At 42.3% G+C, this 16,055-nt stretch carries 15 protein-coding genes; 5 read left to right on the forward strand and 10 right to left on the reverse strand.

Annotation, left to right across the window (positions count from 1 at the left end; genetic code table 11):
* Positions 1 to 66: 66 nt before the first annotated feature.
* Positions 67 to 297: a hypothetical protein gene (locus ASG85_RS15765; RefSeq protein WP_057302681.1), complete on the forward strand. Its 231-nt coding sequence runs from the start codon at positions 67 to 69 to the stop codon at positions 295 to 297.
* Positions 298 to 356: 59 nt separating this feature from the next.
* Here ASG85_RS15765 and ASG85_RS15770 read toward each other — a convergent pair whose 3' ends face one another.
* Positions 357 to 2,555, reverse strand: coding sequence for a PAS domain S-box protein (locus ASG85_RS15770; RefSeq protein WP_060646794.1), 2,199 nt, complete (start codon positions 2,553 to 2,555; stop codon positions 357 to 359).
* Between the two features lie 201 nt (positions 2,556 to 2,756).
* On the opposite strand from ASG85_RS15770, the gene ASG85_RS15775 reads away from it, so the two are divergent.
* Positions 2,757 to 3,689 carry a zinc dependent phospholipase C family protein gene (locus ASG85_RS15775; RefSeq protein WP_060646796.1) on the forward strand — a complete coding sequence of 311 codons (933 nt, stop codon included), beginning with the start codon at positions 2,757 to 2,759 and terminating at the stop codon, positions 3,687 to 3,689.
* Here the strand turns inward: ASG85_RS15775 and ASG85_RS15780 are convergent.
* From ASG85_RS15780 to ASG85_RS15795, 4 genes are read right to left on the reverse strand one after another with little or no spacing between them, the layout of a single operon-like run.
* On the reverse strand, positions 3,686 to 5,380 hold the full coding sequence (locus ASG85_RS15780; RefSeq protein WP_060646798.1) for a M3 family oligoendopeptidase: 1,695 nt from the start codon (positions 5,378 to 5,380) through the stop codon (positions 3,686 to 3,688). The genes ASG85_RS15775 and ASG85_RS15780 overlap by 4 nt on opposite strands.
* Before the next feature lie 45 nt (positions 5,381 to 5,425).
* Positions 5,426 to 5,731: a YciI family protein gene (locus tag ASG85_RS15785; RefSeq protein ID WP_057302677.1), complete on the reverse strand. Its 306-nt coding sequence runs from the start codon at positions 5,729 to 5,731 to the stop codon at positions 5,426 to 5,428.
* Positions 5,731 to 6,426 (reverse strand): uracil-DNA glycosylase, encoded by a 696-nt coding sequence (locus ASG85_RS15790; RefSeq protein WP_060646800.1) that lies wholly within the window; start codon positions 6,424 to 6,426, stop codon positions 5,731 to 5,733. Before ASG85_RS15790 ends, ASG85_RS15785 begins: the two co-directional genes overlap by 1 nt.
* A gap of 12 nt (positions 6,427 to 6,438) precedes the next feature.
* Positions 6,439 to 8,694: a type IA DNA topoisomerase gene (locus ASG85_RS15795; protein ID WP_060646802.1), complete on the reverse strand. Its 2,256-nt coding sequence runs from the start codon at positions 8,692 to 8,694 to the stop codon at positions 6,439 to 6,441.
* 201 nt (positions 8,695 to 8,895) lie between these two features.
* On the opposite strand from ASG85_RS15795, the gene ASG85_RS15800 reads away from it, so the two are divergent.
* From ASG85_RS15800 to ASG85_RS15810, 3 genes are all read left to right on the forward strand, one after another.
* Positions 8,896 to 10,002, forward strand: a complete 1,107-nt coding sequence (locus tag ASG85_RS15800; protein ID WP_060646804.1) for a glycosyltransferase family 4 protein — start codon at positions 8,896 to 8,898, stop codon at positions 10,000 to 10,002.
* A gap of 10 nt (positions 10,003 to 10,012) precedes the next feature.
* On the forward strand, positions 10,013 to 10,780 hold the full coding sequence (locus ASG85_RS15805) for a YheC/YheD family protein (protein ID WP_235550141.1): 768 nt from the start codon (positions 10,013 to 10,015) through the stop codon (positions 10,778 to 10,780).
* A 304-nt stretch (positions 10,781 to 11,084) separates the two neighbouring features.
* The gene (locus tag ASG85_RS15810) at positions 11,085 to 11,603 is read left to right on the forward strand and encodes a C40 family peptidase (protein ID WP_156396611.1); all 519 of its coding nucleotides are present in this window, start codon (positions 11,085 to 11,087) and stop codon (positions 11,601 to 11,603) included.
* A gap of 138 nt (positions 11,604 to 11,741) precedes the next feature.
* Here the strand turns inward: ASG85_RS15810 and ASG85_RS15815 are convergent, their stop codons facing one another.
* The 5 genes from ASG85_RS15815 to ASG85_RS15835 form a co-directional block, all read right to left on the reverse strand.
* Entirely contained in the window at positions 11,742 to 12,701 is a 960-nt protein-coding gene (locus ASG85_RS15815) for an alkaline phosphatase family protein (protein ID WP_162257266.1), read from the reverse strand.
* Between the two features lie 28 nt (positions 12,702 to 12,729).
* Positions 12,730 to 12,981: a hypothetical protein gene (locus ASG85_RS38615; protein ID WP_156389921.1), complete on the reverse strand. Its 252-nt coding sequence runs from the start codon at positions 12,979 to 12,981 to the stop codon at positions 12,730 to 12,732.
* A gap of 263 nt (positions 12,982 to 13,244) precedes the next feature.
* Positions 13,245 to 13,865 (reverse strand): undecaprenyl-diphosphatase, encoded by a 621-nt coding sequence (locus ASG85_RS15825; protein ID WP_060646806.1) that lies wholly within the window; start codon positions 13,863 to 13,865, stop codon positions 13,245 to 13,247.
* 90 nt (positions 13,866 to 13,955) lie between these two features.
* Positions 13,956 to 15,413 carry a HAMP domain-containing histidine kinase gene (locus ASG85_RS15830; RefSeq protein ID WP_156396615.1) on the reverse strand — a complete coding sequence of 486 codons (1,458 nt, stop codon included), beginning with the start codon at positions 15,411 to 15,413 and terminating at the stop codon, positions 13,956 to 13,958.
* Positions 15,371 to 16,045, reverse strand: coding sequence for a response regulator transcription factor (locus ASG85_RS15835; protein WP_057302670.1), 675 nt, complete (start codon positions 16,043 to 16,045; stop codon positions 15,371 to 15,373). The genes ASG85_RS15830 and ASG85_RS15835 overlap by 43 nt, the downstream gene beginning before the upstream one ends.
* Positions 16,046 to 16,055 lie beyond the last annotated feature (10 nt).

The raw sequence follows: 16,055 nt of genomic DNA on the forward strand, positions 1-16,055 counted from the left end.
TGTAAGCTCATGCTGTCACTACTAATAAGCGCTGCTTTTTCAAAATAATAAGACAGAGGTGTGAAGATGATTTACGGAACCAAACTACTGGAAACAGATACAGAAATTTTCATTGCCGCTCTTACAAAAACACCTGTTTATGTTTGGTCGTTAGATTCATTAGGCGTTTATTATCAGGTAAATTCGGGTTTTATCGTAAAATATACACCTGATGAAGTACAAATTCATCCTGAACAGGACTCCTCAATGACAAAATGGTATTCAAGAGAGACGAATGAATTTAGTATCCGTTTCTAGAAATGAATAAAACCGCCCGTTCCTGTTACTTGACAGGCCTGGCGGTTTTTACATTCATGCTATTCAAATTCACTCATGTCCTTACCTATCGTCTGCGTCGGCAAAAACACATCAATAATGGTTCCTACTCCAATTTGGCTCTGAATTGACATTGTGCCTTTGTGAGCTTCAACGATTTTGAAACACATCATCAGACCGAGTCCTGTGCCCTTTTCCTTCGTTGTATAGAAAGGTTCACCTAATTGCTTGACTCGCTCCTCTGGGATGCCGCATCCATTATCCTGAGTCCTTACTCGAATCATCCCGCTGCCCTGCATGGAAACGGTAATCTTAATTTGTCCATCCTTCGTTATCGCTTCAATCGCATTTTTCACCAAATTAATAAACAATTGCTTAAGATGCATCTCAGAACAAATGAACTCCGGAATATCAGACTCAAACTCGAGCAAAAGCTGCACATTACATAGATTAGCCTGCGTATCAAGCAGCGCAATCACGGTTTGTAATATATTTATCAAATCACTTTTTTTGTATTGAATAGCTTCCGGTTTCGCAATGACGAGGAATTCACTAACAATGAAATTAATCCGATCCAGTTCGGACAGCATAATGTCAAAATAGTGCTGTTTTCCCTTCATATCGTTCTGCAGCAGCTGTAGGAAGCCTCGGAGTGACGTGAGCGGATTCCTGATTTCATGAGCAAGTCCGGCAGCTAATTGGCCAGCGACGGAGAGTTTATCTGATTTACGCAACAATTCCTCAGTTCGTTTCCGTTCAGTAATATCTCGCGTAATACCAGCAAACCCGATAATCTCGCCCTTCTCATTCTTGATCGGCGTTTTGGTCACACTTACGTGAATGAGCTGTCCATCTTTACGAACTCGAACCGTCTCTAACCCAGAAATTTGATTACCCGCTTTCAATATGTCATGAATTTCTATACGATGCTCTTCCAAGAAATCTGGATATATGGGTAATAGTTGGTTTAGAAGCTCATCCTGATTCCAACCAAATACTTTCTCATAGGCGGAATTGACAGAAATAACCTTAAACCGTTGATCAAGTACGCAGATGGCATCTGTTGTATTATTAATAAAAGATTCCAGCAGCTCCTTCGTTTCTCTAAGCTCTGTTTCCATCTGTTTACGTTCCGTAATGTCCACACAAGAGCCGATCACTTCAATCACGCGGCCATTTTCAAAAATGGGACGTAACGATGTCAAATAGGTAATCCCCCGGAATGTGGCTTCATACATGACATTTTCTTCCCCGCTCCATGCCCTGCGATAATACTTATCGATATTGACAGCCATATAGAAAGGCCATATCTCGTATAAGCCGTTGCCAAGGATATGCGATGGCTTATAGCCGAGCCTATACAGAAGTTCACCGTCACATAAGGTATGAATGAATTTCCCTTGCATTTGTCTGAATTTCATGGTCATTCCTTGCTGTCTGCGAACAGTGTCATGCAGATCCTGCTGCGCAACTCTCAAGGACTCACGGTCTTTATTATGCTGGGTGATATCTCTAGCGATAATATAAACGCCTTCCGTTATCCCATTCACAATAATCGGCACATTTTTTAAGCCTAATTCTATCATGCCGCCACTCTTATGCGTAACCCGAAGCATATAATTATCCGTCTGCAAGAGCACACTATCGGTCGGGTATTCAGATGGATCCTCTTGTTTCTCTTGTTCCCAGAATTGATGGATGGACCGTCCAACCATATCCGTCTTCGAGTAACCCAGAATCCGTTCCATAGCAGGATTCACACTTATGATCACACCGTTCAAATCACTTGTTATGATCCCCGCAGGATTATGCTCAATTAATGAATTATACCGCTGCTCACTCTCAGCAAGTTTAAGTTCCATCTCGGACTTTATCGAGAGATCTTTCATCTGAGCCATATAATAAAGAGGTTCATTGTCAGAGTTTCTAATTAGCGAAATTCCGCATTCCACCCTTTTGATTGCTCCCTCTTTTGACTTCAATCGTTGTTCGATCTGAAAATAGCGTAAATCCCCAGACAACAATCGCTCTAAGTGTCCAGGCAGTTTGTCGTTCTCTTCGGGCAAAAAGATCGTAGTTATATCCGTATTTACTAATTCTTCTTCCGAATATCCAGTTATCGCGCTCAAGCTGTTATTCATCTTCATCCATTGTCCATTGAGCGAAATAATCGCCATGCCCATCGTTGTGAATTCGAATACCGTGGCAAATGACGGTTCCGTTCTCGAAAGCATATCCATTCATTTATCCCCCATCTTAAACATACATGGATGGTTTCCATCACCAAATGTTTGAATTCGACGATTTAAAGATGATTCCTCCCGTAATAGCTCTTAGTTGATCAAATAGTTCATGAAATGTGCCCCTGAAATTCCTCGTTATGATAAAATAAAATGGTTCTTCTATGTATGTTTGAACATCACAAATTAGGAGGGGCACAATTGCCTAACATCTGGACACATCTGATTTTCGGTCAAGAATTAATGAACCAATTGGGGCACGCCAATATGCTGAATGATCAGCAGATGCGACATGTTTTCTCCCTTGGCTGCCAAGGACCCGATTTCTTGTTCTATCATAACTTCTTACCTTGGAAAAAAGACAAGAAACTCAATCAATTGGGAAGTCTCATGCATGCGAGAGCATGCGGTCCGTTCTTGATGGATCTACTTTCCCATATGCAAGGCCGGGGCTTGTATAATCCCGCTGTTGTTTATGCACTTGGATTCCTTACACACCATATTCTCGACCGCAACATGCATCCCTATGTTTTTTACAAATCAGGCTTCAAGAAATGGGATCACCAACGATTTGAGATTATTATGGACACACTCATTGTTCGTCGCAAGCTTGGACTTCAGACATGGAATACGCCTGTATGGAAAGAAATATATGTTGGAGAAGCTCTGCCCCTTGGTATTGTACCTGCGCTTGCCCACGCTGCCGCCATCCACTATCCTGATCATGCATCACAGATTACTGACAAGGATTGGAACGATGCTTACATGGACATGATTCGAGCTCAACGCTTATTCCACGATCCGAAAGGAATCAAACGTTTATTTACCTTCGGTCAAATATCGCCTTTTGTCTATACCAGACATCCGGCTCCGCTTGATTATTTAAACGAAGCCAAGACGGTTTGGAATTGTCCTACATCTTTAGAAGAAACGTACACATACAGCGTCTGGGACTTATGGGATATCGCGATGGAAGATGGACAAATCGTCCTCCAAGCAGCCATACAAGCCATACAACGAGGTTCTTCGGCTGATTACCAAGCCTTTAAAGAAGTTCTCAGCAATCTCTCCTATGAAACAGGTAAAGACTGTGACAGCGGACTGCAAATCACTCATGTGAAGCCTATGATTTAAAGCTTAGCATCATCAACCTGATCAAGCCATGAGTCGATATGACCAATTACCGAAGCCACACAGCCATCCTTGAAAGGTGAAATTAGCTTAGCGACTTGCACAAGCTCGGTGAAATTCAAACTTCCGCCTTGCTGACAAAGTCTTAAGTAATCCTCCCAAGCTAGTTCTGGATTTTCATTAGCTCGTTTCCAGAATTGAAACGCACACACTTGCGCAAGGGTGTAATCAATGTAGTAAAACGGGCTTTTGTAAATGTGGGCTTGCTGCTGCCAAAAGCCCCCTCTTTCCAAATAGTCATTATCCTCGTAAACACGATGCGGCAAATATTTGCGCTCAACCTCGCGCCAAACTAACTTACGTTCAGCGGGTGTAAGTTCCGGCTGCTCATAGATCCGATGCTGAAATTCATCTACCGCAACACCGTATGGAATGAATAAGAGCGACTCACTAAGATGCTTGAATTTATACTTATCTGTCTCTTCCTCGAAGAACAACGACATCCAAGGCCAAGCGAGAAACTCCATGCTCATCGAGTGTATTTCACAGGCTTCCAAGGTTGGAAATATATATTCAGGCACTTGAAACTCTCGGCTGCTATAGCCCTGGAAAGCATGTCCTACTTCGTGCGTTAAGACATCAATGTCACCTGAAGTTCCGTTAAAATTAGAGAAAATGTACGGTGCTTTGTATGTACTAATATAAGAGCAATAACCACCTACGCGTTTTCCCTTCTTAGCCACTAAATCCATCAAACCGTTATCGATCATAAAGGTAAAGAACTCATCCGTTTCTAGGGATAGCTCTGCATACATCTTACGAGCTTGTTCCACAATCCAATCTGCATCGCCTTTAGGTGTTGCATTCCCGGAGGCGAAACCAAACTTGTCATCGTAATAGTGCAGCGAGTCTACGCCGATTCTAGCCTTCTGCCGCTCCTTTAGTTTGGTTGCCACCGGTACAATGTGTTCAAGAACTTGATTCCTAAATACATCCACATCTGTGGCATTATAATCAGAGCGGTTCAAACGAGCATATGCGAGTTCAACAAAATTGTTGTATCCGAGCTTCTTAGCTATGAGAGTGCGAATCTTCACTAATTGGTCATACAATTCATCCAATTTCGCTTCATTCTCTATAAAAAAGCTATATTTCACATCATTCGCTTCTTTACGGACTTTTCGGTCTGTTGATAATTGAAAAGGCACGAGTTGGGATAAATTTCGTTCTTCCCCTTCATAAATGAGCTTCGCAGATGCAAGCAGCTTCGAATATTCACTGGCCAGTTTGTTTTCCTGAACGAGATCTTCAACAATTTCCGGCGAAAACGTTTTCAGTGATAAGGAGGCAATCGTGAACAATTGCTTCCCCCATTTGCCTTCTAACTCTGATCGATAGGAGGACTCAATGAGAGCATTATAAAATTCGGTAATTAGCCCTTGATATAAAGGCTCAATTTCGTCGAAATACTCTTGCTCCGCTTTGTAAAATTCATCATTTGTATCCACACTGTGACGAATCCGCGCAATAGACTCCATTGACTCCAACTCACTTCGCAGGCTAACGATCGCTTCCATCGCTTGGTCCTGATCGCCAAACGAAGATGCTCGTTTAAATGCCTCTAAAAGCTCCTTAAATTTAATTTCAAAAGCGTTAAAGTCGGGTCTTTCGTACTTAAATTCTTGAAATTTCATTGGATTCACTCCTTTGAGTTTTCGCCAGAAAAACTGGCAGTCTAATTACATAACTGCAATACTGTATGGAAACAATTCACTGGTCATAAGTTGATTAGAAACAGCAGGGTCTTGTTCCATGATCAGTGTAGCTTCTAACTCATTATCCACCCTCAGGATAACAATGCCAAATGTTTTTTCATCAAAAGTTTGTGTTCTTCCTGCTAAAATGAGCTCCCCCTCCTCTTTCAACTGTAAAAGGTATTGAAAGTGCTCTTCAACAATTTTTTCTTCTCTATCTGTCCAAACACTGCGATCTAGAAAAGCAGGTTTTAATCGTAAGACATAAATAAATTCTTTATTGTCGCTCATTATTCCCGCTCCTTCACAAATAAATTTGGTATTTGCCAATCAATTTCCGAATTTCCAAAGTCCCTAAGATGCGCATTCACTTGCGAAAAAGGCTTACTGCCAAAAAATCCGCGATACGAAGAAAGCGGACTTGGGTGAACTGATTTTATGATTACATGCTTCGAAGTATCAATTAGACGCTGCTTAGCCTGTGCATGACTTCCCCACAGTACAAAAATGACCGGATTCTCCCGATCACTAAGTGTCGTTATGACTTTGTCTGTAAAACGTTCCCACCCTTTTCCCTTATGCGAATTCGGCGTATCAGCTCTCACTGTTAGGACAGTGTTCAACAGCAGTACGCCTTGTTCTGCCCAAGTCTTCAAGTAGCCGTTATCGGGGATATAGCAGCCAAGGTCAGACTGTAATTCTTTATACATATTTTGCAAAGATGGCGGTGTCGGTATACCCGGTTTAACGGAAAAACTAAGGCCATGGGCTTGGCCTCTACCGTGATAGGGATCTTGTCCCAAAATAACTACTTTGGTATTCGTATAAGATGTTAAATGAAGTGCACTATAAATCTCATTTTGTCCTGGAAAAATGGTTTGTGTCGAATACTCATCATTAAGAAATTTTTGCAACTCATGGAAATAGGGCTCTTCCAACTCTGACCCCAACAAAGAAGCCCAGTCGTTCGTTAAATGTCTCACCATTCATCCCTCCTATCACTCCGTTTCCGTACCGAGCTCTCCCGTATCCATGTTTTTCAGCACGATTCGTCCATCCGCCGATGTACCATCTGCAAGTACGAGCTTCAGCTTCGTCGTTTTTCCTTTATTTACGAGCGCCTGAACTTGGGCGTCCGTTAGATTCCGGCCAAAGCTTTCTTTCCAGATGACGAATTTGCAGCCTTCCTTATAGTGCGAACAGCCGTAACCTTTACGTCCCATGAAAAGAGAGCCTCCGCACCCTGGTCTTGGACATGTCGCAAGGAACGTACTAGCTCCATCTGTTTGTTTAGCAGGAGCCGCTTTCTTAGGGGCGGATGCTGTTTTGGTGCCGCCTGAAGCTGAAGCCGCACTCGATCGTACAGACCCGCGTTTGGGTGCACTAGCAGGAGGCGTTTCTCCTTCGAAAGCTGTTTTGGAAGCCCTAGCTTGCACGCGAACCTTATCAACGATAAGGGTTGCGAATCTTTTGACGTTATGCATAAACTGCTCGTCCGAAGCCGTACCACGGGAGATTTCATTCAGTCTTCGCTCCCATTGCCCTGTCATTTCAGGTGAAGTCAGCAGTTCAATGCCCGCGCCGCGAATTAATTCAACAACCGTTCGCCCCTTCTGGGTCAGGACGATTTTCTTGCCCTGCATGTCAATGTAGCCAACCTTCTTGAGACGCTCGATAGTCGCTGCACGAGTTGCCGGAGTGCCGAGTCCCGAATCTTTCATCGCATCGCGGAGCTCCTCATCCTCAATCTGCTTGCCGGCGCTTTCCATAGCTTTGAGCAGCGTTCCTTCGTTAAAATGCTTTGGCGGCTGCGTATCTTTTTCCTTTACGATCGCGTCATGGCAAAGGACATTTCCCTGTGAATCGATGGAGAAAGGCTCATTTACTTCAACCTCTTCGTCTTCTTCCTCTTCCTTCTCCTTGCCCTTCGTGCTCTTCGCCTTTTCTTTTTTCTGATCGGCGTAGATGACCTTCCAGCCTAATTGGAGCAGTTCTTTGACCGTTGTTTTAAACATTTCTTGTTCTACTTCAGTCATAACCGTGTGAACCTTATACTCAGCTGGAGGGTAAAACTGGGATAAGAAACGTCTTACAATCAAATCGTACAATTTCTGTTCATCTGGACTCAGTCCTGATGCTTTGCGATTCGTCGGAAGGATCGCATGGTGATCTTCAACTTTGCTCGGATTGCAAATAAACTTGTTATTTTTATGCACCAGATTACGATTTGCCCCTTGCACAAGCTCATGGTAAGCCGTTCCTTGTAATGCAGATAAGGACTTGTGCATTTCCGGAATATTTTGCTCAGTCACATAGTTGGAATTGGTTCTTGGATAGGAAATGACCTTATGCTTCTCATAGAGTGCCTGAGCCGTATCCAACGTCTTTTTCGCTGAGAAGGCGTATTTCCCATTCGCCTCACGCTGCAGCAGCGTCAAGTCATACAATTTAAACGGATATTCCTTCGTCTCTTTCACTTCATAGGAGATAATCCGTGCCGGTTTCCCTTTGACCTTGGCAGCAAGCGCCTCGACCTTCGGTCCATCCGTCAAGCGCTCTCCCTGCCACATGCCTCTATACGTCGTCTCGCCTTGTGTAAAATGCCCTTCCAGCTCATAAAACTTGAGCGAAGAGAAGGCTTCAATCTGCTTCTGTCGATCATAAATAAGTGCTAGAACGGGCGTTTGAACGCGGCCAACAGAGAGCAATACGTTATGCTTAGTTGTGAATGCACGAGAACCATTCATGCCGATTAGCCAATCAGCTTCACTGCGAGAGCGCGCGGCGCGCGTTAAATTCTCGTATTCAGCGCCGTCCTTTAATGTAGCGAAGCCATTTCGAATCGTTTCCGAGGTTAAATCGGAAATCCAGAGACGCTTAACAGGCTGTTTCAGACCAAGATGCCGCTGGATAAGCGAGAAGATATGCTGCCCTTCCCTCCCCGCATCGCAAGCATTGACAAGCATGTCGCATTTCTTCGCAAGCTCAGCAATCACTTTAAGCTGATCGTAAGTCCGCGGGTTTGGAATCAACTTAAATTCATTAGGAATAATCGGCAGGTGATTAATATTCCATTTTTTATATTTATCATCATATTGATCAGGTTCAGCCAACTCAATTAAGTGTCCGATCGCCCAGGTGATGATGTACTGCTCACCCTCTAGATGGGACCTGAGATTTTTGGCTTTGGGTTCTATTGCGGCGGCTATATTACGTCCCATATCGGGTTTTTCCGCAATAATTAATGTCTTCAAGAGAGTATCGCTCCTTAATTGAACTTTCTAAGTAGATCAGAATCTGTCGCCTCAGTGTATCCCACTTTATAAATGGCTGCAATATGGTAATGATCGAAAAATTTTATTTTTAGCAAGTAGACTTTACTCCAAGTCCCTTTACTTCCTTTGAATATGATAACTGGAAACATCAAATGAAGCCAAGAGGTGAAAGTTCTTATTATGCATATTCTGATTATTGCTCCTGAACAAATCCCCGTCCCTCCTCCCGTCGGAGGCTCTGTGGAGCATTGTATATACCAAATCGCCAAAAAAATATCCTCCAAGCATAAAGTTACCATAATAAGTCGGCTGCGCTCTAACTACCCAAAGACAAGTAGATTAGGTCATATTACGATTCTTCGAGTCCCAGGTGCCAATAAACAAGCTTATTTATCTAATGTACTTAAGACTGTCAAAGGCCATCATTATGATAGGATTCAAATCGATAATCGCCCTAGATTTGTGCGTTCGGTGCGAAAAGTATTCCCACATACGCCAATCTCTGTTTTTTTGCATTCAAAGACATTTATATCCCCGCCAATGACATCCAAAAAGCAAGCTGCAAGGGATCTCAGCGGGGCTAATCGCATTATTGGCAACAGCCTTTCGCTGCAAAATCACCTGAAACGAACCTTTCCAAAAATCAGCCATAAGGTTCGTTACGTTCATCTAGGCGTTGATCTCACTCAATTCCGTCCTCGTAAAAAGAAAGAACATTCAAATGACGGTCGCCGTCCATTTGTCATTCTATTTGCAGGTAGGTTGATTCCGAAAAAAGGAATCCCCGTACTAATGAAAGCTACAAAGATCGTTATGAAATCCATCCCTTCAGTAAGGCTTAAAATTGCTGGCGGAACCGGAAAGCCAAGCTACAAGAAATACTTGAAGCATCTAGCTTCCTCACTCCGAATCCCAGTAACGTTCAAGGGTTATGTTTCACGCAGTCAAATGCCTCGTTTCTATCAGTCCGGGGATTGTTTCGTTTGCCCGTCTCAAGGTCATGAAGCGTTTGGTTTAGTGAATGTGGAAGCGATGGCATCCGGCATTCCAGCGATCGCCTCCAGAAATGGCGGGATTCCTGAAATTATTCGACATAAGCATAACGGACTTTTAGTGGCGAATTATCGAAGCCCGAAGGCTTTTGCCAAAGAAATTATTAAACTAGCCAAAGACCCTTCTAAGGCCAGAAGACTGGCCAAGCAAGCCCGACTAGATGTAACGAGAAAATTCAGTTGGCGAGCCACAGCAAGCAAATTAGAAAAGATTTATACGAAAAATTCCACGTAGAGGTGCTGTTATGTCCATGAACCGAGCTAGAACAGTAAGCAGCAAATGGGTCAAGACGAAAGTTCTTTTATTAAACAAAGAACTTCGCAAATTTGTTCCGGAAACAAGAATCTATAGTCAAAAGAACCTGCTTGAAATGCTAAATAAACATAAAATGGTTTATGTCAAACCACTCAATGGCTCTTCTGGGCATGGTGTTATTCGTGTAGAGAAAAATGAGACTTATCGATTTCAGTCCGGCAAAAGAGCTAAATCCTTTCGAACTTTTTTAGGTTTATTCGGTGCCCTAAACAAAGCCAAGTTAGCTAGATCCTATTTGATTCAGCAAGGCATTCATCTCTTAACCCATCAAAAGAGAATATTCGACATACGTATAATGGTACAAAAAAGCCCTAAGAAAACTTGGGAAACTACTGGTTATATTGGTCGAGTTGCTCATCCACAAAAAATAGTAACGAACTTTCATAATAGCGGCAAACCGCTTCCATTAGAATTATTACTTGCTACTTACTTAAAGAATCCGAAAAAAGATTATTATATCAAAAGCTTGCGACATCTAGGATATCAAATCGCAACGCATTACCAGAAGGTTTATCCGAGATTTAAAGAAATTGGTGTTGATATCGGTATTGATAAAAAGTTAAAACCATGGGTCATAGAAGTAAACACAGCACCTGACCCCTTTATATTTAACCAATTAAAAGATAAAAAAATGTTCTTCAAAGTACTCCGTTATTCGAGAGTAAACGGCCGATTCTTACCCAAAAAACGTAAGTAATCATTTCCTATGCTTAGTAAAAACCTCCAATCCCACTTGAAATGGGACTGGAGGTTTATTTGCTTTATGAGGTTAATCGGCGTTAGCGAACCATCTGCCGTTCTCAGAAGTGGAACAGACCTTTGTTTTTTTCTTGTCAAGGTTTTTGGCCTCATTGGATTCTCATGGTTTTCTAATAAACCTCGTTTAAGCCTGATTTGACCTAGTGTTCCCCTATTGTTGGTAATCTATAGGTCATTCTGGATGTGTTAAGGTTATCCCAGGTGGAAGCCTAAAACACGATCCTGAAGGAGGACATCCAATCATGAACAACATGAAAAAGAACCGCCTAAGTAAATCGCTATTAGGAATTACACTTAGTGTGTCCTTATTTGCATCAGCTAATCTAATAGCAGCCCCTCAATCCGCACATGCTGCAAGTGCAGCTTCTATAACAGCAGCTTCAACATCGATGCCGGGAAAAGCAAATCGTGTTATCTCAACCGGCAAGCAATATCTTGGCGTGAGGTACAAGTTCGGATCGCAGAAAAGCAGTGCAAGTTCTTTTGACTGCTCGTCTTTTACGCAATATGTATATGGCAAGAATGGGATCAATTTGCCTCGTTCCTCCAAACAGCAATCACAGGTAGGTACATTTGTGCCTAGGAATCAGCTGCAACCTGGAGACCTTGTCTTCTTCTATTCACCTATTCATCACGTAGGTATCTATATGGGTAATGGTAAGATTCTTCATACGTACGGCAATCCTGGCGTAACGATTTCAGATATGAATTCCGGTTGGTGGAGCAGAAATTACAAAACGGCTCGCCGCGTGATTAACTAAGCCGGATATTCACAAAAAACTCCTTCCAGATATCCATCTGAAGGAGTTTTTTTATTCATTAAATGACTTTATTCTCTTCATGATCTACGCTTTTTCCGGGAATGATAAGAATATGGTGAGTTATTTGTGTTTTTATCTTTACTTCCAAATACCTCGAATAGCAGGAACTTCATTTGTACTGCCCAAATAAGGCAATTTATACATCTCTTCTAACGTACGTAATACATTCAAATGCGTAATATGCTGATCATATTTAGCTGCTTTGACCATTGGTCCTACAAAGATTGTTGGGATATGATTGTCTTTGGAATTATCATCTTCGTCCCACGTAAGAACGAGCAAGCTGTTATGGCTTTGAGCCCAGGTTACATAGGGACCTATGTGTTTTTTAAGCCAATCATCTGCGGCAAGGATTGTCCCGTCATGCATGTCATTATCCAGATTAGGGATGACGAAAGATACCGTTGGCAGTTTGCTAAAGTCTTTTGGAAATTGGTTAAAAGGTTGATTGCTCTCTTTGGCAACATTGGAGAAACTCACCCATGGACTGTGTTTGCGGCCATATTGATGATTCGTACAAACGGTTGAACCTATCGCAGGTAAATCCTCCGAGTAGCCTGCAAACGAATAGCCTGCCTTCACCAGTTCGCTAGCCAAATTAGCCGTCTTAAATTCATGACCGCAAGAATCATTTTTAACACCTTGATCGGAGCCTGAGAATAAGACGAAATAATTAGGCTGACTGGGATGTGCCACGGCATATGAATGTGTGAAGAACGCTCCTTGCCCAGCCAAAGCATTGATATAAGGGGCTGAAGCATTGCCAATCAATTTCTCATAGGAATGATTCTCTTCTACCACTATAACAACATGGTCGGGTTTACCGCCTTCGAAAATTGCCGGGTTAGGCGCTTTCGCCGGACTTGAAGCCGTGGTCAACGGACTTGGTGAAGGTAATATGGTAGGGGTTGGCGAAGCAGCGGGTGTTGCTATTTGAGTTTGTGGTTGGATTGATGTCGCTACATGACCTTGATCCGGATTGGAACAAGCTGTAACCATTAGTATAAGAATGGATACTGCCAAGAATGTTTTTTTCAATGGATGTCCTCCCGTCATTCCCCGCTTATCAAAGGTATGCATGAATTAAAAATAAAACAGCAAAGATTAGTCCTAATCGCAAATGCCATTTCCGATCAAGTCCTCGAGATCGAAATACCCCTGCAATCGGTACAGGCAACAAGGCAAGTCCTGCTAGAAGTCCACTTATATTGGCAAAGTCTAGCTTGATACCATATAGAATAGCACCCACGATATGCAGAACAATGACGCCGATGGCAAGAATGGCGATAGGTGTATGGAATTTCCGAGTTATTCTCAAAAGGGTAATAACACTCCTTTTCAGTATAAGCCATTGTTCCACCCATCGTCTCTGTATTATTATTTTGAGCACATAGTACGCCAAAACGGCAAATAATAAAAAACTTGCTTGGGATCCATAATTTTTATATAAACCTTTGAAAGAGCGATCATGCCATTGTATAGATGGTACATGGAACATTGTCCATGTGCCATATATGACGATTAGCAGTGTAATTCCAAGACTAAGAATCACCCATTTACGGTCTTTCGCCCAGAATGTATTCATAATTCGTTTACTGAAGATTGCGGCGATACGTTCCTTCGCCAAATCTTGGACTCGACAGCTTCATAACAATGGATGCATTTATTCAACCATGTCAGTGCCAACAACGAACGCTTAAATAACTGATGGATGAGAACCGCGGCAGCTATTCCAATCACAGCGCCTCCTATAACATCAGAAGGATAATGAATCCCTGTCCAAATTCTTGAGAAAGCAATACCAGCTGCTAATACAAGCCATAACTCCCCTTCTTTTCTCCGGTGAATCCAAATGGATGTGGCTATAACGAAAGCGCCGATGGCATGGTCACTTGGAAAAGAGGCATTGGCCGGATGAGCGATCAGTTGAATGACATTATGTGTGACAAACGGGCGATCCCGGTAAAAGAAATGCGCAAGTATTCCGCTGAAAGCTACTGCCACACATGCGGACAGAAGTGATTCAGCAATCATTCTACGCTTGAGATCATGCCTCGTAAACCAATAAATCACAATTCCGATGTAAAACACGTACTCCGCATAAGAAGCTAACAAACGCATAATCGGGTTTAGAGCGGGTATCATATCCCCTAATTGATTAATGAGTTGAAACCAATGATAATCCAACTGTGTAAAGCTCATCTTCATCATCCTTTATTTATACTGAATGCTCTATCGAAAGCATTTGCATTGACTTTACATGATAAAGATGAGAACGACATGAGAAATGTACTATTTAATAATTTGATTTATTGGTAATGTAATTAAGACTATGGTACCTTCGTTTTCCTTGCTTCGGATGGTTATTTCCCCTTGATACTTGTGAACGAATTGCTTGGCAATAGACAATCCTAGCCCGGTACCCGCTATCTCACGATTTCTTGCTTTATCAACACGATAGAACCGATCAAATACATAGGGTAATTCGGCTTGCGGAATCCCTATTCCATGATCTTCGATAGTAATATGCACTTGATTTATCAATCGAAGTCCCTCAATAACGATCCGTCTATCTTGAGTGGAGTATTTAACCGAGTTATCCAGAACGATTAGGAAAATTTGCTCCAGGTGCAGCGGGCTTATGGATACCAAAGCATCACTCATTTTCTCCGTATTCACTTGAAATTCAAAATCGGGATTAAGGACCTCAAATCTTTTTAGCGTTTCTAAGATTACGGGTTCTATTGGAATAGGCTCACTAATTTCAGAATCGAGGTGAGTTTCTACTCTCGTTAGGGTCAGAAGTTCTTCGACGATCCCTTTCAAGCGTCTAGTCTCTTGGAGGGAAGCTTGCAAAGATTCATTTAAGACTTCTGGATCTGATTTACCCCAGCGATTTAAGAGGGACAAGTGACCTTCCAATATCGTTATGGGTGTCCGCAGCTCATGAGAGGCATCCTCAACAAATTGCTTTTGTTGGCGAAAGGAGACTTCCAACTGATTCATCAATTCATTAAATAATTGTGCTAAACTGGATAATTCATCTCCATTTTCTATGTTACTAACCCGCTCAATCAGCCCTTTCTCCTTTACACTTCGAATGGTTGCTGCCAATGCCCGAATAGGGCGCATCAATTGCTTCGCAATCGCTAAGCCGCTAATTGCACTTATAAAAACAGCCAACACCCCGCCGATCAGCATCACCCAGAATAACGTCTTACTAAAATGATCGAACGTTTCTAGATTACTTGCGAACTCTAAAGTTCCAACAAACTTTGCCGTTATAAATGGGCTCCTATAAATGAGAATGTGATCTTCTTGGCGGATGGTATCCAAAAGTTCAGACGCTGTCACAGTCCTAGGTGTAACCCAACTTTCATCAAAATGATTGGATACGGTCAGGAGTGGCTCTCCATTATTCCCAATAATACGTACTAATTGGTTTTTTCCAATCATTTTTTCTATGTAGGGTCGAGCTTCCGTTATCAACAAGGCATCCATTGTATTTGATTTTTCAAGTAAATAGTCTTGAAGCTGCGTCATACTAACTTGAATTTTGTCTTTTTCTTGATTCATCATCCACTGTTTGAGAACAAGATATTGGGAGAAATTATAAGTTGCAAATAAAAGGAAGATGAGTGCAGTTGCTCCTAACATGAGCTTCCATTTGATGGGGAGTTGTCGAATTAAACGAGTTAATCGTTCCATCATCGCATCACGTATCCGATTCCCCGAACCGTTTGAATACAACTATTCTCTCCCGCTTGATCTAGCTTGTTCCTCAAATACCTGACATAAACATCGACAACATTCGTCTCCACTAACGAATCATACCCCCATACATGATCCAAAAGCATATCGCGCGTCAGCACGAGATTAAGGTTTTTCATGAACATCACCAATAGATCGAACTCACGCTTAGTAAGCTCAATGATTTGATTGTCTTTATAAACCATACGAGCATCCATATCGACGTGAATATTTTGAAATGAAAGCATAGCATGCGGGTCGTTTCCCTCGAGTTCGATACGACGGAAAATAGACCTTATCCTAGCCAATAATTCCTCAATCGCAAAGGGTTTGGGCATATAATCATCGGCGCCGCTATCTAAGCCTGATACACGATCAACAACGCTATCTCTGGCTGTCAACATGAGGATTGGAGTCTTCTTCGCTGCACGAATACGGCGGCAAACCTCAATTCCGTTCAGCTCTGGCAGCATAATATCTAACAATATCAAATCCCAATGATCTTGAAGGGCTAATTCTAATCCTGTTTTCCCATCGTAAGCTGTATGTACTTCGAATGATTCGTGCTCCAGTTCCAATTGAATAAAACGAATTAGGTTTTTTTCGTCTTCTATGAGCAATACCCGTTTCATGAATATCTCC

Origin of the sequence: Paenibacillus sp. Soil724D2 (assembly GCF_001427935.1) — a bacterium.
Lineage (GTDB): Bacteria > Bacillota > Bacilli > Paenibacillales > NBRC-103111 > Paenibacillus_E.